11 protein-coding genes are annotated in these 21,104 nt (G+C 70.8%); 5 read left to right on the forward strand and 6 right to left on the reverse strand.

What is annotated here, in order from left to right; translation table 11 throughout:
- From E1287_RS29870 to E1287_RS29880, 3 genes are all read left to right on the forward strand, one after another.
- The coding region (locus E1287_RS29870) for a glycosyl transferase (RefSeq protein ID WP_207934541.1) at positions 1-1,729 on the forward strand (1,729 nt) is incomplete at its 5' end.
- A gap of 6 nt (positions 1,730-1,735) precedes the next feature.
- Positions 1,736-2,377: a SigE family RNA polymerase sigma factor gene (locus E1287_RS29875; RefSeq protein WP_131968607.1), complete on the forward strand. Its 642-nt coding sequence runs from the start codon at positions 1,736-1,738 to the stop codon at positions 2,375-2,377.
- Positions 2,378-2,382: 5 nt separating this feature from the next.
- The gene (locus tag E1287_RS29880) at positions 2,383-3,135 is read left to right on the forward strand and encodes a hypothetical protein (RefSeq protein WP_131968608.1); all 753 of its coding nucleotides are present in this window, start codon (positions 2,383-2,385) and stop codon (positions 3,133-3,135) included.
- 52 nt (positions 3,136-3,187) lie between these two features.
- Here the strand turns inward: E1287_RS29880 and speB are convergent, their stop codons facing one another.
- The 3 genes from speB to E1287_RS29895 all read right to left on the reverse strand — a co-directional run bounded on the left by speB (position 3,188) and on the right by E1287_RS29895 (position 12,239).
- Positions 3,188-4,216, reverse strand: a complete 1,029-nt coding sequence (gene speB / locus E1287_RS29885) for an agmatinase (RefSeq protein WP_131968609.1) — start codon at positions 4,214-4,216, stop codon at positions 3,188-3,190.
- Positions 4,217-4,288: 72 nt separating this feature from the next.
- Entirely contained in the window at positions 4,289-5,629 is a 1,341-nt protein-coding gene (ccrA, locus tag E1287_RS29890; protein ID WP_131968610.1) for a crotonyl-CoA carboxylase/reductase, read from the reverse strand.
- 49 nt (positions 5,630-5,678) lie between these two features.
- Positions 5,679-12,239: a type I polyketide synthase gene (locus E1287_RS29895; protein WP_131968611.1), complete on the reverse strand. Its 6,561-nt coding sequence runs from the start codon at positions 12,237-12,239 to the stop codon at positions 5,679-5,681.
- Between the two features lie 285 nt (positions 12,240-12,524).
- Between E1287_RS29895 and E1287_RS29900 the strand changes: the two genes are divergently transcribed.
- Positions 12,525-14,012 (forward strand): MFS transporter, encoded by a 1,488-nt coding sequence (locus E1287_RS29900; RefSeq protein WP_243719525.1) that lies wholly within the window; start codon positions 12,525-12,527, stop codon positions 14,010-14,012.
- 8 nt (positions 14,013-14,020) lie between these two features.
- Positions 14,021-15,283 carry a glycosyltransferase gene (locus E1287_RS29905; protein ID WP_165969238.1) on the forward strand — a complete coding sequence of 421 codons (1,263 nt, stop codon included), beginning with the start codon at positions 14,021-14,023 and terminating at the stop codon, positions 15,281-15,283.
- A gap of 15 nt (positions 15,284-15,298) precedes the next feature.
- On the opposite strand, the gene E1287_RS29910 is transcribed toward E1287_RS29905, so the two are convergent.
- From E1287_RS29910 to E1287_RS29920, 3 genes are all read right to left on the reverse strand, one after another.
- Positions 15,299-17,812: an MMPL family transporter gene (locus E1287_RS29910; protein ID WP_131968613.1), complete on the reverse strand. Its 2,514-nt coding sequence runs from the start codon at positions 17,810-17,812 to the stop codon at positions 15,299-15,301.
- Positions 17,813-17,840: 28 nt separating this feature from the next.
- A complete protein-coding gene (locus E1287_RS29915; RefSeq protein ID WP_131968614.1) occupies positions 17,841-19,637 on the reverse strand; it encodes a fatty acyl-AMP ligase in 1,797 nt (598 codons plus the stop codon).
- A gap of 97 nt (positions 19,638-19,734) precedes the next feature.
- Positions 19,735-19,932 (reverse strand): hypothetical protein, encoded by a 198-nt coding sequence (locus E1287_RS29920; protein WP_131968615.1) that lies wholly within the window; start codon positions 19,930-19,932, stop codon positions 19,735-19,737.
- Positions 19,933-21,104 lie beyond the last annotated feature (1,172 nt).

Below are 21,104 nucleotides of genomic sequence, written 5' to 3' on the forward strand. Positions count from 1 at the left end.
GCGCGGGTGGGCGGGGATCGATCTTGCGGTGTGCGGTGGGGTCGTGCTGGCGGCGTTCGCCGTCCTGAAGAATCTGTGGGCGGACCCGACACGCCACTACCTGGTGGACGGCGGCCAAGACCAGGCGCAGTGGGAGTGGTTCTTCGCCGTGACGGCCCGGTCCGTCACGCATCTGGACGACCCGTTCTTCACCACCCTGCAGAACACCCCGGACGGCGTGAACCTGATGGCGAACACCGTGATGCTCGGGGTGTCGGTGCCGCTCACGCCGGTGACCCTGGCGTTCGGCCCGTCGGTCACCTGGGCGCTGGTGCTGACGCTCGGGCTCGCCGGGACGGCCGCCGCCTGGTACGCGCTGGCCCGCCGTCACCTCGGCCTGTCGCGGCCCGCGGCGGCGGTCGCGGGCGGGTTCTGCGGCTTCGCGCCGCCGATGATCTCGCACGCGAACGCGCACCCGAATTTCGTCGCGCTGTTCGTCATCCCGCTCATCGTGGGACGGCTGATCCGGCTCGCGAGCGGCGAAGGACGCGTCATGCGCGAAGGCGTGTTCCTCGGTGTCCTCGTCGCGTACCAGGTCTTTCTCGGTGAGGAAGCGCTGCTGCTCGCCGCCACGGGCCTCGCGGTCTTCGGCGTCGCGTACGTTCTGGCGCGGCCGGACGCCGCCATGGCGCGGCGCGTCGCGGGCGGCCTCGCCGTCGCGGCCCCGATCGCGGCGGCGCTCACCGCGTACGCCCTGACCCGGCAGTTCTTCGGACGGCAGAGCTACGACGGTCTGCTGCACGGCCCAGCGGGCAACGACGTCGCGACGCTCGCCGCGTTCGCCCGGCAGTCGCTGGCCGGGCACCAGGCGGTGCCGGGTCCGCTGGACGCGAGCACGACCGAGCAGAACGCGTTCTTCGGCTGGCCGCTGCTGGTGCTGGTGGTGGCGCTGGCCGTCTGGCTGCGGCGCGATCCGGCGGTGCGGGCGCTGGGCGTCGTGGTCGTGGTCGCGGCCGTGCTGTCCCTGGGGCCGGAGATCATCGTGAACGGCAGGCCGACCGGGGTGCCGGGGCCCTGGCGGGTGTTCTCGATCTTTCCGCTGTACGAATCGGTACTCGAGTCGCGGATGACAATGGTGTGCGTCCCGCCGATCGGGCTGCTGCTGGCGTTCGGCCTCGACCGTTTCCTCGCGGAGGGGCATCCCGGGACGAGGGTGCGCCTGGTGGGCGTGGTCGTGCTGGCGCAGGCGCTGGTCCCGATCGTCCCGAAGCCGCTGCCCGCCGTTGACCGGCCCCCGGTGCCGGCGTTCTTCACCGAAGGGATGTGGCGGCGGTACGTCGGACCTGGGCGGACGCTGGTCCCGGCGCCGTTGCCGGACGTCGTTCGTGCGGAGCCGCTGCACTGGCAGATCGAGGCGGGGTTCGGGTTCGCCGTGCCCGAGGGATATTTCATCGGCCCGTTCGGGCCGCGGCGCCTCGGCGGATACGGGGCGCCGCGCCGTCCGACGTCCGAGTTGCTGCGCCGCGCCGCCGACGACGAGGATCCGCCGGCGGTCGGCGGCGCCGAACGGGCCGCCGCCTTCGACGATCTGGCGTACTGGCGCGCCGACGTGGTCGTCCTCGACCGCCGGGCGCCGCGTGCGGGCGAGGTGTACGCGGTCGTGTCCGCGCTGCTCGGGCCTGGACGGTCCGAGGGCGGAGTGTGGCTGTGGGACGTCCGCCCGATCACGCACGACGGACCGGGGCGGTGACCGGCCATGGCGACCGAACGAGCGATCTCCCCGGGACGGACGGGCGTCCCATGGAAGGGGAGGACGGCGGCGAGCACGACGACGGCGACGGCGCTCGGGCGGGTCGGCGATGGGAGGGGCGCGGCGGTGCGGGCGGCCGATGAGGCGGAGTACGTGGAGTACGTGACGCACGCCCTGCCCGGCCTGCGCCGCATCGCTCACCTGCTGTGCCACGACGCGCACCGCGCCGACGACATCGTGCAGGCGGCGCTGACCAGGCTGTACGTCCACTGGCGTCGTGCGCGGGTCGCCGATGACATCGATCGGTACGTCCGTGCGATCCTGGTCCGGTCGTTCCTGAACGAGCGGCGCCTGAACTGGACGGCGCGCGTCCGGCTCACGGGCGCCCCGGCCGAAACACCCGGCGTGCCGGCCACGAGCGCCCCGGACGTGGAGACACGGACGGTCGTCCGGACGGCGCTCGGCCGGGTGCCGCCCAAGCAGCGCGCGGTCCTCGTCCTGCGGTTCCTGTGTGACCTGCCCGTGGCGGAGGTCGCGGGCGTCCTCGGCTGCTCCGAGGGGACCGTGAAGAGCCAGACCGCGCATGGCCTCGCCCGGTTGCGCACACTGCTGGGCGATACCGACCCGGCCGTATGGAGCAAGGAGTGACCGCGGTGCGTGAACCCGACGAATCCGACGATGTGGCCGCTCGGATGCTCGGGACGCTGCGCGGCTACGAGCCGCCGTCCGCCGACACGACCGGGTTCGCCGATGCGGCCGTCCACGCAGGTCGGCGCCGCGTGCGGGCCCGCCGGACGGCGACGGCGGCCGCGGCCGCGGCGGCGGTCGTCGTGACGCTGTTCGCCGTGCCGCTCCTCAGCCGCGGGCCGTCCGGCCCGCCCGACCCCGTCGCCGGACGGTTCGATCCCGGACGGCACGAGTTCCAGGTCGGCTCGGCCGGCGGGTTCACCCCGGTGTCGTACGAGTCGCGGCGCGACGTCCAGCGGATCACGCTGCGCCCGGAGCGGCCCGACGGGACGCTGCGCGCGGACGGGCTCATCGAGATGTACCCGGAGGGCCGGTTGCCGCCGGGTAGCGGCGGGCGCGTCCCGTCCGGTCGTCCGGCGCCACCGGTCCACGGGCACGCGGCCCATGTGCTCGCGACGCCGGTCCTGCGGGCCGGTGCGGTCGAGCTGGCATGGCAGTGGAAGCCCGGCGCGTGGGGTTTCGTGTCCCTGAGGGGTCCGGGCGCCGACGCGACCCGTGCGCAGCACGTCGCCATGAGCGTCGTGCCCGCGGGCACCCTCGGGAGCCCACCGGCGACCACCCCTTCACGTCCGCCCGCGGGGACGTTCAGCCGACCCGCAACGGCACCGCCCGCGACGACGTCCAGCCCACGCGCCACGGCACCGCCCGCAACGCCTTGACGCAGGCCGGTGCGGCGGGCTCGTTCGCCGGAAACCCGGTCGTCGTTGCTGGTCAGCGACCGTCGAGGAGGGGTTGGCGGGGGTCCCAGACTGTGCCGTCGCGGTCGTCGCGGCGTCGGCGGGCGATGCCGGACAGGGCCTCCAGGACGACTCGGTTGGCCAGGGCCGACGTGATGTCGGCGTTGTCGTAGGGCGGAGAGACCTCGACGACGTCGATGCCGGCGACCGGGAGCTCGTAGGTGACGCGGCGTACCGCGTCCAGCAACTGCCGACCGGTGAGGCCGCCGGGCTCGGGCGTGCCGGTGCCGGGTGCGTGCCCGGGATCGCAGACGTCGATGTCGACCGAGAGGAAGACCCCTTCGCAGTCGTCGGTGGCTATCTGGAACGCCTCGGTCAGGCATTCGTCCAGGCCGCGAGCGACGATCTCGGTCATCTCGTAGGACCGCATGCCCTGCTCGGCCATCCAGGCCAGCGTCTCAGGGCCGGGCCAGTAGCCGCGCAGGCCCACCTGGAGGAACCGGTCGCCGCGCACCGCGCCGGACTCGATCAGCCGCCGCATCGGCTGTCCGTGGCCCACCAGCGACCCGAAGGTGATGTCGCCGGTATCGGCATGCGCGTCGAAATGGATCATCGAGACGCGTCCCGCACCGAGGTGCTGCGCCACGCCGGCGGCGTCCGGCCAGGCGATGGTGTGGTCGCCGCCCAGGATCAACGGAATCGTCCCGGTCCGGGCCACGGTGTACACGGCTTCCTGCAGGTCGCGGACGGAACGTTCGGCGTCGCCGGAGTACATCTCCACGTCCCCGGCGTCGTAGACCGTCAGGTCGCCGTGCAGCCCGTCCACCCGCAGCGCCAGCGACGGCCGCGACCCGTTGGACGGCAGGTAGCAGGTCTGCCGGATGTGCTGCGGCCCGAACCGCGTCCCCGGACGGTGGGACGTGCCGCCGTCGAACGGGGCCCCGAGGATGACCACCTCGGCGTCGCCGTACGTCGACGCAGCCGACCAGGTGCAGCGCGGCACCCCCAAGAACGTGATGTCCGGGCCGAACTGCGGCCCATACCGTTCCCCGGACGTCGTCATCCGCGCCCCCCGATTCGATGACCTGGCCTTTCAGCCCTCTGCCCGGCTCAACAGGATCTATGACGCGCTTGATCAAACCGAACGGCGGTACAGGGTCAGTTTCTTTTCGCCGATGCGTTCGCGGAGGGCCGGGTCGTCCACGCCCTGGCCTTCGGAGGCGGTGCCGCAGAGGACGGCGACCTTTCCGACGTGCTGGTTCGTCTGGACGGCCCGGGTCGCCGCCCCGGCCTCGTCCAGCGGGAACACCTTCGAGAGCGTCGGGTGGATCATGCCGAGGCCGATCAGGCGGTTGGTCTCGGCGGCCTCGTGGTAGTTGAAGCCGTGCGAGCCGATGATGCTCTTGAGCCGCATCCACAGGAAGCGGTTGTCGTATTCGTGCCGGTATCCGGTGGACGACCCGCAGGTGACGATCTTGCCGCCGCGCCTGGCGACGTAGACGGACGCGCCGAACGTCTCGCGGCCGAGGTACTCGAACACGATGCCGGGGTCCTCGCCGACCAGGCGGCGGATCGCCTCGCCGAGGATCCGTCCGGCCTTGGGGTGGCGGAGGCCCTGCTCACCGAGGTCCAGCTCGTTCCGGTTGATGACGTGCTCGCATCCCTGCGCCCGGACGATCTCCGCCTTCTCGTCCGACGACACGACACCGACCGGGATCCCGCCGCCGTTCTTCACGAGCTGCGTCGCGAACGAGCCGAGCCCGCCGGTCGCGCCCCAGACCAGCACGACATCGCCCTGCTTCATGCGGGCGCCGTGCGTCCCGACGAGCATCCGGTAGGCGGTGGCTGCGCACAGGGTGGTGGAGCCCGCCTCCTCCCAGGTGAGGTGCGCGGGCTTGCGGATGAGCTGGTTGGCCTTGACGATGCAGAACTCGCCGAGCGACCCGAAGTTCGTCTCGAACCCCCAGGCCAGCTGGGACTCCGACATCATGCCGTCGTCATAGGAGCCGTGGTCCTCCTCGTCCACGTAGGACGGGGACAGGACGACCTTGTCGCCGACCTTCCAGCTCTTCACGCCGCTGCCCGTCCGGACAACGACGCCCGCGCCGTCCGAGCCGAGGACGTGGTACGGCAGGTCGTGGCGCGCACCGTGCCAGCCCTGCCGGCCGAACCTCTCCAGGAACGCGAACGTCGGGACGGGCTCGAAGATCGCCGACCAGACCGTGTTGAAGTTGATCGCGGCGGCCATCACGGCGACGACGCACTCGTCCGGGGCCAGTTCCGGCATCTCGACCTCGCCGACGTGCAGCGAGCGGCGGACGTCCTTGTCGGCGTGGCCCTCGAAGATCCCGACCTCGTCCTTGCGGGTGAACGCGGCGCGGAACCGGGTCGGCAGGTCGATCTCCCGAAGCTCGGGCCCGCTCGCGCCGGACCGTACGGCATCGAGCAGGTCGTGGGACGAGCCGTTCTGGGCCATGGGGTTCGTGTCCTCCGTCGTGGGGGTGACCTTCGCCAGGCCGGCGCGCTCAGCGGGCCGCGGCCGAACCGGGCGCGGGTGCCCGTGCGGGCGCGGTGGGGACGGCGGCGTCGCTCTCCGGCCGTCGTCGTCCTCCTCCTCTGGCGAGCCGGCGCTCCAGGTGCGCGGCGAGAACGTCCACACCCGGCGGGTCGAGCAGGTTGAGATGGTGCGCGCCGGGGATCGTGACGATCTCCAGGTCGGAGCAGAGCCCGCCGAAACCGTTGGTCCCGTCGAGCACATAGCGGGCATCCCGGACGGCCCACGGGGTCTCCTCGGGCGCGCGGTACAGGATGACGCGGCCGTCGTACGGCCCGGGCCGGTACGCCTCCAGGGAACGGGTGTCCTGGTGGGACGTGAGCTGGTGGGTGAGCGCGGCCGGCGGGATGTGGTCCACGAGGGGTGCGGCGCGCTCCATGACCAGCGCGAGTTGTGCTTCCTCGTCCAGCCCGGCCAGTTCCTCGTAGGTGAGGGCGACGTCCAGGCCGTACGTCTCGTTGATGTAGTCGGCGAACGCGGAGAACCGGCGTGCGAGCGTGCCGGACTCGTCGTCGACCGGCCGTGGCAGGCCCGCGTCGAACAGCGCCACGAGCTCGACCTCGCGTCCGGCCCGCTGGAGCCGGCGAGCCGTCTCGTAGGCGAGGACGCCGCCGAACGACCAGCCGCCGAGTCGGAACGCGCCCTCCGGCTGCACCTCCAGCAGATGCCGGACGTAGCGGGCGGCGCGGTCCTCGACCGGCGGCGCGTCCTCGAATCGTTCCAGCCCGAAGACCGGCTGGTCGCCGCCGAGCCGCTCGACGAGCGGGCGGTAGCAGGCCGTCGTCCCGCCGGCCGGGTGCGCGATGAAGATCGGACGGCGGTGCCCGGACGATCTCAGCGGACGCACGGTCCGCCGCGCCGCCTCCTCGTCCGCGGCCCGGATGAACTCGGCGACATGCTCGGCCGTGGGCACCGCGAACAACTCATCGCGGCAAGGATCCGGCGCGTCTTCGCCTGCCTGCCGGGCCAGTTCGGCCGCGACCTGAGCCACGACCTCGTCCGCCTGATGATCCTTGCCGCCGAGGTCACCGAAGAAGTCTGCCGTGACGCCCACGCGACCGAGGCCGAGAACGTCCTCGAAGATCCGGACGGCAAGCCGCTCAGCAGCATCACGCGGCAAGACATACCCGCCATCGACAGTGGGGGGTGGGGTGGGTGCGGCTGGGAGGCCCAGTTCGGTGGCCGCCCACTCCTCGAAGGCGTTGACGCTCGCCCCTCGGAGCAGGACGGACGCCGGGACGGTCAGGCCGAGATCGTGCTCGACGCCGCTCTTGATCCTGACCGCGACGAGCGAGTCCAGGCCGAGGTCCGTCAGCGGGACGGACGGGTCGAGCCGCTCCGGGTCGAAGCCGAGAACGGCCGCGATCCTGCGTCTGATCTGCGCGGCGACCATGTCGCGGGCGGTGGCGGGATCGGCGCCGTCGAGCGCCTCCACGCCGGGCCAGCCGGCGTCGTCGCCGATGCCCGCCTCGTCCGCCGCCCGGGTCAGCGCGGCGAAGTAGGGCATGCGGCGGATCTCGGGGAACAGTCCGACCGCCGTGACCGGGTCGAAGCGCAGCACCCCGGTCGCGGGCATGCCGTGGGCGAGCAGCGCCTCCAGGGCCTCGGCCCCCTCCGCCGGGCTGATCGGGTCGAGCGCGGCGACCGACATGTGCGCGGCCCCTCCGACCTGTGACCAGGCGCCCCAGTTGATGGTGGTTCCCGGACGTCCGCAGGACCTCCGGTACGCCATCAGCGCGTCGACAGCGGCGTTCGCGGCGGCGTAGGCGGCCTGGCCGGGCGAGCCGAGCAGGGCGGCGGCCGACGAATGGGCCACGAACCAGTCGAGATCGAGGTCCCGGGTTGCTTCGCTGAGCCGCCGCGCGCCCTCGACCTTCGCCGTCCACACCCTGTGGAGCTCTTCCGCGCCGAGGTCGGCGATCAGCCGGTCCTCGAGGGCCCCGGCGCCGTGCACGACGCCGCACAGCCTCGCGCCGCCCTCCTGCGCGGCCTGGACGAGACGTTCGGCGGTGCCTTGCCGCGCGATGTCGCCGAGCACGACACCGACGTCCACGCCTTCCTCCCGCAGGCCCGCGATCACCTTCTCCGCGTCGGCGCCCGGCCCGTTCCGCCCGGACAGGACGATGCGTCCCGCCCCGCGCTCGGCCAGCAGCCGCGCCGTGACGAGGCCGACCCCGCCGTACCCGCCGGTGATCACATACGCGCCGCCGCGCCGGACGACCCGCTTCCTCCGGCGCTCGGCACGCTCGGCAGGCAGGACGGCCTGAGCGAGACGCGCCACGTACCGTGTACCGCCGCGCCATGCGACCTCTCGCGCGTCGCCACCGCCAACGAGTTCTTCGACCAGGTCTGCCGGACGATCCACGTCCACATGCGTGGCCCGCTGGACGGTCCGTTCAAACGCCAGGACCCGGGTGAGCGCGCTGACGAAAGCGTGGCCGGGCTTGCCTCGCTCCCCGTCCACCACGGGAATCGCTCTGTGCGTCGCGATGTACATGCGCGGGCCGTCCGGAAGGGAACGGCTCACGCCCGCGACGGTCAAGACGAGCTCTTCGTCCACAAGGTCAGCGGACGGGACGAGAAGAACACCGTCGACCGGGCCGTCCAAGGGCGGGGGCTCAGCATGGGGCGGCCACTCCGCCGGCCGATGCCGGACGACCATCCTGCCACGTCCCTCCAGCCCGGCAGTGACGGCAGCGGCGAGCGCATCATCCTCATCGGCCAACACCAGCCACACGCCCTCGGACGTGTCGGCCCCCTGGAGCGGGGACGCGTCCCAGACCAGCTCGACAAGCTTGTCCGCGACTGGCACCGGAACGTCATGCCGCTCGACACGACGCAGGGCGATTCCCGTGGCCTCAACCAATACCTGGCCGTCTGCAGAAAGAAGCAGCACCGACCCCGTCATACCGTCGCCGTCGTCGTCCCGGACCACCCTCGCCTGGACGTGCCCACCCCGGTGCGTCGGCCCATGCACACGGAGACTGCCGATCGTCTCGGCCGTCCACACCCCGCCGCCGGACGCGGCCTCGGCGGCCAGGGCGGAAAGGCAGCGGTGGAAGACCTCCGGATGGAGCCTGTAGTGGCGGCTGCCGCGCTCGGCGCCCGCGACCTCCGTGACGGCTCCCGGTCCGGGCGATGCCGGGACGCGGTGGTCGATGCCCACGTCCGCGCTGGCCAGACGGGTCCACGTCCCAGCCGGGGTCAGCGCATGGACCTCGACCCGCTGCTCCGCCTCCGCGAACGTCGTCGTCACCGTCGTGTGATCGGCGAGCGCGAGCGGCCGCTCCAGCCGCAGGCCGTTGACGCGGACGCCGTCGGTCCCGAGGGCGATCGCCCCGGCGGCCAGCGCCATCTCCGCGAACGCCGCCACCGGCAGCACGCGCAGCCCATGGACGGTCAGCCCGTCGAGCCACGGCTGGACGGCCGGTCCGACATCGGCGCGCCAGGCGTGCCGCTCCTCGCCGGGCAGTTCGACGTGCGCGCCTAGCAGCGGGTGCTCGTCCTGCCTGGACGACGTCCGTGCCGACAGATCGACCCAGTGCCGCTCATGCCGCCACGGTGACTGCGGGACGTCGATGATCCGTCCACCCGCCGGGGGCTCGGCGACCGCATGCCCATGCGCGGCCAGCGTGGCGAGCTGGGCGTGGAACGTCAGCGTGTCGTCGGTCTGCTGCCCCTTCGGCGCCCGTTTGAGGGTGTGGGTGACGAGCGTGCCCGTCCCCTCAAGCGTCTCCGCGACCGCGTGGGCGAGGATCGGGTGGGCGTTGACCTCGACGAACGTCCGGAACCCGTCCTCCGCGGCCGCCGCCACCGCATCGGTGAGCCGGACGGTGTTCCGCAGGTTCGCCGCCCAGTGATCGACCCCTACCCCGGTGCCGCCCAGGTCGAGTAGGGCGCGAGGGTCGTCCAGGGCAGTGGTGTAGAGCTGGACGCCTTCGGCGAGGGGCTCGCCGCGCCGAGCACCCACCCCGGCGAGCAGTTTCCGCAGGTCAGGAAGGATGGTTTCCACTTGAGGAGAGTGTCCGGCGCCCTCGGCCTGGATGGTCCGGGCGAGGCGGCCCTCGGACTCGGCGCGGCGGACGATCTCCGCGACCTGATCGGCGCCGCCCGTGACGACCGTCTGCTTCGGCGAGGCGTGGACGGCCGCGTACACCTCGGGCAGCCCGTCGCTGAGGCGCGCGACCTCGTCGGCGGACGCCCCGATGGCGGCCATCGCGCCGCCGCCGACGAGCCGGGAGAGCAACCGCGATCGGCGGCAGATGACGCGGACGCCGTCCTCCAGGGTGATCGCGCCGGCGACGACAGCCGCCGCGACCTCGCCCATCGAGTGGCCGATCACCGCACCCGGCGCGACGCCGTAGGACGTCCACATGCGGGCCAGGCCGATCTGGATGGCGAACAGCACCGGCATGGTGTCCGCTGGGCCGTCCGGTTTCCGTCCTTCCTCAAGGAGCGTCCACAGGCCGGGGCCGTCTTCTTCGGCGAAGAGGACGTCCAGGTCATCGATGGCTTCGGCGAATGCGGGCTCCTCCTCTAGGAGCCGTTGCGCCATCCCTGCGCGTTGCGCCCCGTATCCCGAGAACACCCACACAGGACGGCCCGGAGTGCCGAGCGCTGTGCCGCTCACTACACCAGGGTGTGGACGCCCTTCGGCGAGAGCAGTCAATCCGTCGATGAGCCCTGCACGGTCCCGGGCTGCGACGGCGGCGCGGGCTCGTCCACGGCCGCTTCGCCGATGCAGTGTGCGCGCGAGGTCGGAGAGTTCCAGTTCTCTGGGGAGCCACTCGGCTAGAAGGGCTGCGTGGTCGCGTACACGGTCGTCGCTGGCGTCGGACAGCGGAAACATCTGCACAACGGCTGCCTGCGCGGCCGTCTCCTGCGCGGCCGTCTCCTGCGCGGGTGCCTCTTCCAGGAGGACGTGCGCGTTCGTCCCACCAAATCCGAACCCGGAAACGCCGGCGCGCGCGGGACGACCCCTCTCGGGCCACGGCGTCTCATCAGCGACGACCGCGATCCGTAGCTCATCGAACGGAATATGAGGGTTGGGTTCTTTGTAGTGCGCGCTCGGCGGGATGACCCGGTGCTGCAGCGCAAGGACCGTCTTGATGAGCCCGGCCACGCCCGCCGCGGACTCCATGTGTCCGAGGTTGGATTTGGCTGAGCCGAGCAGCAGCGGCGCATCCGGCTCACGCCCCGCGCCGAGAACCTCGCCGACCGCCTTCGCTTCGATCGGGTCGCCTAGGAACGTTCCCGTCCCGTGGGCCTCGACGTAATCGACCTCCCGCGTGTCGACGCCCGCGGCCGCGTACACGTCCCGGAGCAGGGCCCGCTGCGCTTCGGAGTTCGGCGCGACGAGGCCGTTGGACCGTCCGTCCGAGTTGACGCCGGAACCCCTGATGACGGCGAGGACCCGATCACCGTCCCGGAGCGCGTCCGGCAGCCGTTTCAGGACGACGGCGCCGCAGCCCTCCGCGCGCACCATCCCGTCAGCGGACGCGTCGAACGGCTTGCAGCGCCCGTCCGCCGCCGTCCCGCCCGCGAGGTCGAACGTCATCGTGACCGCGGGCGACAGCAGGACGTTCACGCCGCCCGCCAGCGCCGCGTCCGCCTCGCCGCTCCGCAGCGCCCGCACCGCGAGATGCGTCGCCACCAGCGACGACGAGCACGCCGTGTCGACGATCATGCTGGGTCCGCGGAGGTCGAGCAGGTACGACAGCCGGTTCGCGATGATGCCGAGCGCGGCGCCCGTCGCGGTGAACGGTTCGAGGGACACCAGGTCGGAAGCGGTGAGCGCCGCGTACTCGGGCGCGGAGACTCCGACGAACACGCCGGTGCGGCTGCCGCGGAGCGACGCCGGAGCGATCCCCGCGTGCTCGAACGCCTCCCACGCGACCTCCAGGACGAGCCGCTGCTGCGGGTCCATCACCGCCGCCTCGCGCGGCGTGATGCCGAAGAATTGCGCGTCGAATTCGGCGATGTCGCCGAGGAAGCCGCCGAGCCGCGTCGTTCCGGCGAGCAGGTCGCCGGCTTCTGGGGAGCCGTTGTCGAACGCGTCCCAGCGTCCGTCCGGGACTTCGCGAATCGCGTCACCGCGTCCGGTCAGGAAACGCCAGTATTCCTCGGGACCGGTCAGGTCGCGGTCGCCGCCGGGGAAACGCAGGCCGATGCCGACGACGGCCACCGGCACATCATCCGCGACCTCCCGCACCACGCGCCCCGCGGGCTCCCGGACGGCGTCGCCGCCGGCCAGCGCCGCGGAGAGCCTGTCGATCGTCGGATGTTCCCAGACGAGGGTGGCCGGAAGGGAACGCCCCAGCAGCTGCTCAAGCTCGCCGGCGATCGCGACCGCGTCCCGCGACGCCAGCCCGAATTCCTCCAGCGGCCGGTCGGGATCGACATCGGCGACGGCGATCCCGGAGCGACGGGCGATCTGCTCGATCAGGTACCGGCGGACCGAATCCGCACCGATCCGAACCTCGTCCCGCACACCATCCCGCGCGGTTCCGGAGGAACGGTCGTTGCTCTGCATGCGGTGGGTTCCCCCCGTGAAACCGGATCGTCCAGCGAAGCGAGGGACCCACTTTGTCCTATGCCGACCGGCTCACGATGCGCATCCAGGCCACTTTTCTCATCTCCCACTTATCACGGTGATGACAAGACTCAGGAGTGGCCATTGTGGCCTGATGGGTCAGTTCAGGAACCGCGGCCCGGAGTCAGGGCCGAGTAACGAGATATCAACCAATAGTAACAATAGCCCGTCGAAATATAGGAGGAGGCGGCGGATTTCCCGGAGCGGGAAGCGGGACGTCATGCCGTGCGCACAGTGACCCGGGGCCGGTACCGATGGGCGCTCGCGGTGGTGGCCGTCAGCGCGTTCATGATCACCATGGACAACACGGTGGTCGCCAACGCCCTGCCCACCATCATGAGCGACCTCGGCATGTCCGACTCCGCCAAGGACTGGGTCGCGTCCGGCTACATCCTGACGTTCTCCTGCCTCATGATCGCGGGCGGCCGGCTCACCGACGTGTACGGCTGCCGCGTCACCTTCGTGTCCGGGATGACCGTGTTCACCGCCGCGTCCGCCGTCTGCGGGCTCGCCCCCGACTCCGCGACCCTGATCCTCGCCCGCGTGGTGCAGGGCGCAGGCGCCGCCCTCGCCCTCCCCGCGACGCAGGTCATGGTCACCGTCGGACGCACCGACAAGCAGCGCTCACTCGGCACGATCGTCTGGGTCGGGGCCGCGTCCAGCGCCATCGCCCTCGGCCCCGCCATCGGGGGCTTCGTCGTCCAGCAGTGGTACTGGGGCTGGATCTTCCTCATCAACATCGTGCCCGGCGCGCTGGTCGTCCTGCTCGGCCTCGCCGTCCTCACCGGCGAGGGCGAGAACCGCGGCGCCCGCGTCGACCTGCCCGGCGTGCTGATCTCCGCGACGATGCTGTTCGCGGTCGTCTACGGGCTGGAGTCCGGCGGCCGGTACGGCTGGACGGACCCGTCCGTCCTCGGTGTCTTCGCGCTCGCCGCCGTCGCCCTCGGCTGCTTCGTCCTCGTGGAGAGCTGGGCCCCCGACCCGATGATCGACCTGCGGTTCCTCCGCAACCGGGTGTTCGCGGGCGGCCTGCTCTCCCAGATGCTGTACGGCATCGGCTTCAACGGGATGATCTTCTATTCGGCCACGTTCCTGCAGCGCTACCTCGGCTTCTCCCCGCCCGAGGCGGGGCTGGTGATGCTGCCGCCGTCCATCGCCATCATGGTGATGACGCCCGTGGCGTTCTGGCTGGCCGCCAAGCTCGGCCCCCGCCCGGCCATCGGCGGCGGCCTCGCGCTGATGGCCTTCGGGATGTTCCTGTTCTCCACCCTGCAGCGGGGCGACGGCTACGCCGACCTGATGCCCGGCGTCATGATCGTCGGCGTGGGCGCGGCGATGGGGATGCCGCTCGTCATGTACGTCCTGAAGGCCGTCCCGGGGCACCAGGCGGGGGTCGCCAGCGGGATCATCAACGTCGTCCGCGAGGCGTCCGGCGCGTTCGGGATCGCGATCCTCGGGCTGCTCGTCCACCACGTCCCCGAGCGGGACGCGAGCGCCGCCGAACTGGAGACGTTCCGCGAGGGCACCGCGGCCGGACTCGTCCTCGGCGCGGCGCTCGTCCTCATCGGCGGCCTGATCAGCGGACTCACCCTCCCCAGCCGCCGCGGATGGCTGGGGCCCAAACACGGCAGGCGATCCCCCGCCGTCCCCGCCCCGCGCCCCGCCGGGTGGACCGATGCCCGGCGGGCGCACGTCCGCGACGACGCCCGGTAGGAGGCCGCGTGAGCAGAATCGTGATCTTCGGGGCGGGGTCGCGGGGCGACGTCCAGCCCTGTGCGGCGCTGGGGAGGGCGCTGCGGGAGCAGGGGGACGAGGTCCGGCTGGTGGCGAGCGCCCGATACGCGCCGCTGGCGGCCGCCGCGGGATTGGAACTCGCGCCGCTGACGGCGGATCCGGCGGACATCCTCGAATCGGACGCCGGACGGGAGTTGCTCGCCGGAGGCCGAAACCCGGTGAAATTCCTGAGCGGCTTCCGGCGGATCCTGGGCCCGATGGCCGAACGGCTTCTCGCGGAATGTTCGGACGCCTGTAAGGGCGCCGACCTCATTCTCGGCCCCACTTTCTGCTACCTTCCGATGCATCTCGGCGAGCATCTCCGCGTCCCCTGGGGATTGATTCATTTCCAGCCGAGCCAGCCGACGGGCGCGTTCCCGCATCCATTCGTCCCGCAGGCTCGCCTGCTCGGACGATGGGGAAATCGGATCAGCTACCTGGCGGTCGAGCAGATCGCCTGGCAATTGTCACGCCCGTTCCTCAACCCCTGGCGGGCCGCGGCGCTCGGCCTCGATCGCCTCCCCCTCCACGGCGGGCTGCCCAGCGGCGGCCGTCCGCCGCGCGGCGGCCCCGTCCTGGCGTGCTTCAGCCCCGCCGTGGTGCCGCGTCCGAAGGACTGGCCTTCGCACGTCAGCATGACGGGCTACTGGTTCCTGGACGAGAACGGCTGGGAACCGCCAAATGACCTGGCCGATTTCCTCGCGGCCGGTCCGCCTCCGGTGTACGTCGGTTTCGGGAGCATGGTGCCCGAGGACCCCGAGCTGACAAGGCTGACGATCCGGGCGGCGCTGCGGCTGGCCGGGGTGCGGGGTGTCGTGCAGGGCGACCCGGACACGTCCGACGAGCACGTGCACGCCGCCCGGGACGTCCCCCATTCATGGCTGTTCCCGAGAATGGCCGCAGTGGTGCACCACGGCGGCGCGGGAACGACCGCCGCGGGACTACGAGCGGGAGTGCCGACCGTGGTGTGTCCATTCTTCGGCGACCAGCCGTACTGGGGCGAACGTGTCGCGTCCCTGGGCGCGGGCCCCGACCCGCTGCCGTTCCGCGCAATGACGGCCCCTCTCCTTGCGTCGAGGCTGCGACGCGCCATCCAGGACGAGAAGATCACCGACCGAGCGGCCCGATTGGCCCGGCGCATCCAAGCCGAGAACGGCATCGAGCGCGCCCTGCAGATCATCAACTCAACAATCCGCACCGGTGGAAACTGACGTCTCGGCTGCTGCTCAGCGGGGATCATCCGTCTCGTCCCAGCGCCAACCTCCGCCGTCCACACGCGGAGCGATCACACGTTGAGGACCGTGGTTGCTCGGCGGACGGGGAGGCGGAGGCCCGTCCGCCCAAGGCGTCCACGGCCCGTCCTCTGCGTTGGGGGGTCGCTTCCAGGTGAGGGCGTAGGGGAAGGGGTGGTCGTCCGGGAGCGGAGGCGGGGCGGCCGTGGGCGCGGCGGCGGGTGCGCGGGCGGTGGTGTGTTCGCGGAGGTCCATGCGGGCGTGCAGGCCGGTGAGGAAGGGCGGCAGCCACCAGTTGGCGGCGCCCATGAAACGCATGGTGGCCGGGACGAGGAGGGAGCGGACGAGCGCGGCGTCCACGACGACGGCGACGAACATGCCGACGCCGATGAGTTTCACGACGGTGATGCCCGCCGCGCTGAACCCGGCGATGACGACGAGGAAGAGCAGCGCCGCGCTGGTGATGACGCCGCCCGTGTGCTGCATGCCGGACGCGACCGCCGTGCGGTTGTCGTGCGTGAGGTCCCATTCCTCGCGGATGCGGCTGAGGAGGAACACCTCGTAGTCCATGGACAGGCCGAACACGACCGCGAGGATGAGGATCATGCTGGTGGCCTCGACGCCGCCGGTCGGGGTGAAGTCGAGGACTCCGGCGAGGTGTCCGTCCTGGAAGCCCCACACGATCGCGCCGAACGACGCGCCGATCGACAGGACGTTCATGACGATGGCCTTCAGCGGCAGGACGAGCGAGCCGAAGAACATGAACAGGAGGACGAACGTCGCGAGCCCGACGACGAGCGCCATCTTCGGCAGGGTGCGCAACAGGCTGGACATCAGATCCATCTGCGCGGCCGTGGTCCCGCCGACATCGATGTGCATGGGGTAACCGGCCTTGGACAGGCTCATCCCACGGATTTCGTTGACGATGTCTTGGGCGCGGGGGTCCATCGGCTTGTATTTGTGCGTGATGGAGATGCGCACGCCGCCGTACGTACCGGAATAGCCGGTGAACTGGGCCTCGGTTACGCCGGGGAGCGATCCGAGGCGTTTCCTGAAGGCTTCCAGGTAGGGCGGGATGGGGTCGCCCTTGCCCTTGGGCGTCCAGTTGCGCGGGATGAGGTCCCCGGAGACGACGACGTCGATGGGCTCAGCGGATCCGTTGGGGAAGTCCGCCCTGAGCGTCTCCACGACGGCGCGGGTGGGGCTGTCCTTGGGGAGGATGCGGGCGTCCACGCTGCCGAACTGGACGTTCAGGAACGGCAAGAACATCACGCCCAGGATGACGAGGACGACGGCGAAGTACGGCACCGGATGCTTCATCACGCTGTGGCCGAGCCGGTACCAGAAACCGTTGCCGGGTTTCTTGGAGGTGGGTCGCCGCCACGGCATCTGGCCGAATTCGATGCGCGGGCCAAGGAGGGCCAGGAGCGTCGGCAGTAGGACGGTGGCTCCGAACACGGCGACCATGACGGTGGCGATGCCGGCGAGCCCGATCGTACGGAGGAACATCTGCGGGAAGAGCAGAAGCCCTGCCAGAGCAGCCGACACAGTGATGCCGCTGACCATGATGGTCCGGCCGGCCGTCGCCATTGTGGCGGACAGGGCGTCCTGCCGTACGGGCTGTGTCGCCGCTCTGTACGCCTGCTTCGCCGCCTTGCGGGCCGTCCGGTCTCGTTCCCGTTTCCAGGGTTTTCCTACAGCCATGCCCTGCGCGGTCAGGCCGCGGTCGAGTTCCTCACGGAAACGGCTGATGATGAACAACGAGTAGTCGATGGCCAGGCCGACGCCCATCATCGTGACGACTTCCAGGGCGAAGGACGTCACGTCGGCGGCGTAGGTGACCACGTGCAGGACGGCGAGCCCGCCGATCATCGAGAAGACGCCGACGACCAGCGGCAGCAGCGACGCGGTCAGCGCGCCGAACAAGATGACGAGGAGGATGAGCAGCGGCAAGGCTGTGATGGTCTCCGCGCGGACGATGTCCTTAACGACCTGCTCCCCGAACTCCTCACCGAGAGGAATGTTGCCGCCGATCTGAACGTGGAGCCCTGGCGCGGCCAGACGCTCCTTGACAGCGTGATAGTCCTCGGTCTTGGCCGGGATGTCCTTGCCCTGCAGTTTCACCGCGACGAACGTCGAACGCCGGTCGCGGGACACGAACGAATGCGCGGCCCTACTGTCGAACGACCAGTAGGAGATGGTTTCTTCGACGTTGGCCTTGGGCAGCCGTCCGACGGTGGTCTTCACGCTGGCCTTGTAGCGCGGATCGTCCACCGTCATGGTGTCGCTGCTGTACAGGACCAGGACGTCGGGGTTGGTGCTACCGAAATAGGTGGAGCCGAGTTCGGCGACAAGGGTGGAGGACGCGTCGGGGTCCTCGAAACCGCCTTCCTTGAACTTGGAGAGCACGCCGAGGCCCCACACCCCGGCGATCGCCGTCATCACCAGGATCAGGACAAGGCTGGCCCACCGTCGCCGGTGGATGAGACGCCCCAACCCCGAAAGCATGACCCTCCTGCGGCTATCCGCCCTGCGGCTATCCGCGGGACGCGAGGCGAGCCGCGGTCGTCGCCAGTTCGCCGTCAAGGTAACGCCGCCGCGTGGCGGCACGTGCGATCTTTCCGCTGGACGTGCGCGACACGCCACCAGGCTCGATCAGCACGAACTCGTGGACGCTCATTTCGTGTTGGACGTTGATAGCGCCGCGTACCGCAGTCTCCACCTCGTGCACGTCCAGCCGTCCGAGAGGGACGCGACGGTTGCGCTCGGCGACGACCACCAGTCGCTCGGTCTCCTCCCCAGGCAAGGCGAACGCGGCGACGTGATCGGGCCGGACGGCCGGGTGCGCCTCCTGCACGGTCACCTCGATGTCCTGCGGGTAGTGGTTGCGGCCGTCCACGATGATGAGGTCCTTGATGCGACCTGTCACGTACAGCTCGCCCTCGTGGACGACACCGTAATCACCGGTCTTCATCCAAGGCCGCGACGGCAGGCCGCCCGAGTCAGGCAGTTCGCCGCCGAACGTGTCTTGGCTGCGTTCAGAGTTGCGCCAGTAGCCGGCCGCGACGTTCGGCCCGTGCACCCAGATCTCACCGACCTGGCCGTCCGGCAGTTCGCTACGCGTCTCCGGGTCAACGATGGCCACGATCTGCCCGCTCGGACGCCCGCACGACACCAGCGCGCTGGCCCGCTCAGAACCGCCCTCGCAGAGCCTCAACTCACCCTGGGTGAGCGCGTCCCTGTCCGCCGATACCACCTTCGGTGGGACGTTCTCCGCCGCCGCGGTGACGAACACGGTCGCCTCAGCCAGCCCGTAACCCGGTGCCTGCGCGCCAGGCCGCAGACCGGCCGCCGCGAACGCGTCCGCGAACGTCGTCAACGTGGACGGACGGATCGGTTCCGCACCGTTCAGACACGTCGTCAACCCGGACAGCTCAAGTTCCGCGATTTTCTCCGCCGTCGCCTGGGACGCGACGTACTCATACGCGAAATTGGGCCCGGCCGTGTAGACGTTCTTGCCCGGACGCTCGGAAATGAGCCGTAGCCACCGCATCGGGTTCATGATGAACGAGACGGGATCGGTGTAGATGGCGTGGTCGCCGTGCACCAGCGGCAACGCCATGGTCGAGATCAGTCCCATGTCGTGGAACAGCGGCAACCAGCTCACCAGCTCTGGGTCAGGCTTCTCAGGCGCCCAGCCCGCCCATAGCTGCGCTGCGTTCGCCGTCACGTTCCCGTGGGTGATTTCCACTCCGGCGGGGCGACGCGTAGACCCCGACGTGTACTGCAGATAGGCGAGGTCGTCGAATGCGACAGGATCATCCTCCCACCGTCCGGCCAAAGCGACGTCTACCTCGTCGGCGAACACGAGTTCTTTCGGCTGCGGGACGTCATGGTCGGCCAGGAACTTCTCCACATGCGGCAGCGCACCCCGCGTGGTGACGACGACCGCTGGCTCCGCGTCGGTGTAGGCGCCGATGAGCCGTTCGGCATGCCCGGGCAGGTCAGGCGAGAACAAAGGCACCGCGATGACGTGCGCGTGCATGGCGCCGAGCATCGCCATCATGTATTCGAGCGTCTGCGGCAGGAGCAACGCGGCCCGTTCACCCGGCCCAGCGGCCCGTCGCAGGGCGACGGCCATCGCCCGCGCCCGCCGGTCGGTCTCCGCCCAGGTCAACGTGACATGCGCGCCGGACGGATCGATCGAGTAGTCGACGAAGGTGTAGGCCGGGGCGTCCGGCTTCTCCCGCGCCCACCGCGCGACCCGCTCGATCAGCGGGGTGCGGCCGGGCCCGCCCGGCAGGAGTTCGGGAAGCAGCGAGCCCAAAGCCATTGAGAATTCTCCCGAGACCGGCGATGAGCGCGAAGCTACCGGATGGTAGCCGGCGGGCGATATTAGCCAGCGCTCACATTCGTGAAAGCAGGGTTTGTCACCCCCATGACAAGATCCGACCGCCCTCCACGGCCCTGGCCTCGGAGGCGCGCTGGAGCGCGATCCGCCGCCTCCATAGCGCGATGCAGGCGGCACCCCACAGCAAGCCGATCTCGGCCACGAGCGCTATGCCGAGGACTACGGCCCAGCCGGTCTCGTCCCCGTCGTCCAGGGCGGCGGGGGAAACCAACGTCATCTGGCTCTCTCCGGCTGCGGCGCGCGTCGGCGGTCCCCCGGGTGCGGTCAACGGCGGCAGGACGACCGCGTCCGGCCTCGGCGCCACCGGCAGGTTCGGCGCGGGCGCCTCCGGGACGGCCTGGCCTTCACTCCACCCCGGCGCTCCGGCTCCCGCTCCGCCGCCCCCTCCGGACGGCCCGAACGGCTCAGACGGCCCGAACGGCCCCGGCCCCTTCCCCGGCGCAGCCGCGCACTCACCGGACTTGTCACGCTCACACACCGGCCCGTCGTCCCCCCAAGCCGGACTGTCCGCACTCGGCGGGCCGCCCGCACTGGGCGGCGCGCCGACGCTAGGCGGTGCGTCGGCACCGGCCGCACCGGACGGCGCACTCGTCCTCGGCTTCCCGGACGGCGACGATGGCTCAACACCGGCAGGCCCACTCGGCTCCGGCTTGGCACCACTGGGCGTCCCACCCTGACAAGGCACAGTCCCCGCACCAGTCCCACACGGCGTACTGGACGGCACCCCAGTCGGACTCGGCGTCCCCGCGTCACACCTCGGACCCGTCTTGCAAGGCCCACCCGTAGGCTTCCCGACCGCAGCAGAAGAACCACCCGGACTGGGCACCCCACTCGGCTTGATGCCACTGGGCTTGATGCCGCTCGGCTTAACCTCACTGGGCTTAACACTGCTTGGCCTATCCCCACTGGGCTTGGCCCCGCTCGGCTTGGCTCCACTGGGCTTGACACTGCTTGGCTTGGCTCCACTGGGCTTGGTTGTTCCGCGTGGCTTCTTCGGAGCGTTCTTCGAAGGGCTCTTCGGGGGACTCTTCGGAGGGCTCTTCGGCGAACTGTCCGCGGTTGCGCTGGCGCCGTTGGAGAAGCCGACTACCGCGCGAATCGATCGGCGTGGTGCGTTCGCAGCGTCCGCCACCGCGCGAACACTCAAGGACTTGGTGGACGCCCCCAAAACCACGGAACGCGGTATCCGGACGGTCGCCGTCCGTTCGACCACCGACTTGCCTACGTCGCCAAGGTCGCAACGCAGTCCCTGTCTGGAGCCCGCCCGGACGCACGTGTCCGCAAACCTCGTCCACGACAGCGGACGTTCTGCCGTGAGCTGCAAAACCACGTCGCGGGCAGTCCCGCCCTCAGCACTCACCTGAAAGGTGTAGGTCAGCGCATAGTCCG

Source organism: Actinomadura sp. KC06 (assembly GCF_004348735.1).
Lineage (GTDB): Bacteria > Actinomycetota > Actinomycetes > Streptosporangiales > Streptosporangiaceae > Spirillospora.

What these genes read in the sequence shown, in the direction of transcription:
- speB (WP_131968609.1), bottom strand. Translation starts at nt 4,216, where the DNA reads ATGACGACGTCCGGGGAACGGTATGGGCCGCAGTTCGGCCCGGACATC.
- ccrA (WP_131968610.1), bottom strand. Translation starts at nt 5,629, where the DNA reads ATGGCCCAGAACGGCTCGTCCCACGACCTGCTCGATGCCGTACGGTCC.
- E1287_RS29920 (WP_131968615.1), bottom strand. Translation starts at nt 19,932, where the DNA reads ATGACGTTGGTTTCCCCCGCCGCCCTGGACGACGGGGACGAGACCGGC.
- E1287_RS29915 (WP_131968614.1), bottom strand. Translation starts at nt 19,637, where the DNA reads ATGGCTTTGGGCTCGCTGCTTCCCGAACTCCTGCCGGGCGGGCCCGGC.
- E1287_RS29910 (WP_131968613.1), bottom strand. Translation starts at nt 17,812, where the DNA reads ATGCTTTCGGGGTTGGGGCGTCTCATCCACCGGCGACGGTGGGCCAGC.
- E1287_RS29875 (WP_131968607.1), top strand. Translation starts at nt 1,736, where the DNA reads ATGGCGACCGAACGAGCGATCTCCCCGGGACGGACGGGCGTCCCATGG.
- E1287_RS29895 (WP_131968611.1), bottom strand. Translation starts at nt 12,239, where the DNA reads ATGCAGAGCAACGACCGTTCCTCCGGAACCGCGCGGGATGGTGTGCGG.